Raw genomic sequence first — 1,690 nt, 5'->3', positions numbered from 1 at the left:
GGGTCTTCCCCGATCATGGTGGGAGACTCAGAACGCCATATTCAGTTTCCCGTAGTGGAACATCACTCCCAGCTTAAAGCGCTCCCGGTTTCGGTATCCCCTGGCTTTTATCCTCAGCAGCCTGATCTTGCTGTTCAGTGCCTCCGCATTTCCGTTTGAGACACTGTGTCGCATGGCATTCAGGATCCCGTACAGCCTTTTTCCTATCGTTTTAGCCGCGTTTTTCATCATGGGAACGTCACTGCTGGCCGCCAGCGCCAGCCATCTCTGCCAGTCATTCCGTCTTTCCTCGCTCCATGGCCTGTTCCAGATATCCTTTGCCAGCTCTTTTAGCGCCCAGCACTGGCTCGTCAGCTTCATCTGTGCACGCAGCCATATCAGCTTTTCCTGCCTGGATTCGGTCATCCACTTATCGCTGTACTGCCACAGGAAGCGGGTTCCCTTTGCCTGACGCCGGCTTTCTACAGGGAGGTGCGGATGTTCATTCTGGCGGGTTTTATCCACCACTTCGCCCAGTTGCTTTGCTACATGGAAGCGGTCGAAGGCGATTTTCTCAACCGCACTGGGTAAGTGGATACGTGCTGCTCTTATATATCCTGCATTCATATCCATGGAGAGCGTTTTGATAGCCAGCAACTGCCCGTCAGTGAGCGTGCGAAGATAGCTGGCAAGGCTCTCTGTGCCGCGATCATCCGTTAAGGCCAGCGCCCGTCCATCGCGATCGGAGATCACCGTTATGTAACGATGTCCTTTTTTAAAGGCAACCTCATCCACATTCATATGACGGGCGGATAATGGCTTTTTTATCCGGGCAAGGCCTCGCTTAACTGCCCGGGTCATAATGCCGTCAACCGCATTCCAGCTGAGCTTAAGTTGTTTCCTGACAGCATCAACGGTGCTGATTTTCAGCCATGAAAGCACGAACGATTCGAACAGAAGCGTATACCGGCTTCCCGGACCCGCCCACGGAACAGGCAGGGTCTGGCAACCATGCTCCGGACACATAATGCGGGGAACATCGGCTTCGACAATCGTGGTGAACTGGGAGGTATCAAGATGGCGCCATTTACGATGCCGGTGATCGTGCACAGGACAGGATTTGCCGCAGGCAGGACAGGTTAATATCGCATTTTCAGCGATTCCGACGGTGACAGTAACGGAACCCGCATTTTCATCAAGGGACAAGGATTCAACCTGCCACGGACCGGACAAATTGAGAATGTGGGCATAGAGGGATCTTTCATCCATAAGAGCGTACCGGATTAAAATTAGATACCCGGCATACTTACACATTCTTCTGGCACCCAGCCAGATTCACCTGAGTCATTGAGCGCCCAGTACCAGCTATTAAGGGACTTCATAACAGTAATTTGCTCGCCGGACCTGACTGATAATTCATGCGCTGTATAGTCTTCGAGGCAGACGACTTCATTTGCACTGAGGGGAGTAAATATTTGTTGTGGGGCCCATCCAGCTTTACCGGAGGCAAGCGCTATCCATACCCATCCGCGATATTCAAGATCACAATGGCTGATAAAGGCAGTACTGTCTTTCTTTATAACGATGGGGTCAGGATAAGCAGAGATGTAATCTCTGATGACAACAGCAGCATTATTATTCAAGTGTTCTCCTCCTGTTGTTCGGTAAACAGCAAAAATCCTACAACAGCCACCACAACAGGGGAAGACCC

At 51.4% G+C, this 1,690-nt stretch carries 2 protein-coding genes; both read right to left on the bottom strand.

Translation table 11 applies throughout. The features are described from left to right. Positions 1-27: 27 nt before the first annotated feature. Positions 28-1,248: an ISL3 family transposase gene (locus JK231_RS25350; protein WP_160834698.1), complete on the bottom strand. Its 1,221-nt coding sequence runs from the start codon at positions 1,246-1,248 to the stop codon at positions 28-30. 20 nt (positions 1,249-1,268) lie between these two features. Then, a partial coding sequence (locus JK231_RS25345) for an SH3 domain-containing protein (RefSeq protein WP_237448857.1) occupies positions 1,269-1,690 on the bottom strand: 422 nt, incomplete at its 5' end.

Origin of the sequence: Pantoea sp. JGM49, assembly GCF_018257655.1 — a bacterium.
In the GTDB taxonomy this organism is placed as follows: domain Bacteria; phylum Pseudomonadota; class Gammaproteobacteria; order Enterobacterales; family Enterobacteriaceae; genus Pantoea; species Pantoea communis.
The sequence above is the reverse complement of the archived record's forward strand: the minus strand, read 5'-3'. Positions and strand labels throughout refer to the sequence as shown.

Coding starts and splice junctions, on each gene's coding strand:
- JK231_RS25350 (WP_160834698.1), bottom strand. CDS start 1,248: ATGGATGAAAGATCCCTCTATGCCCACATTCTCAATTTGTCCGGTCCG.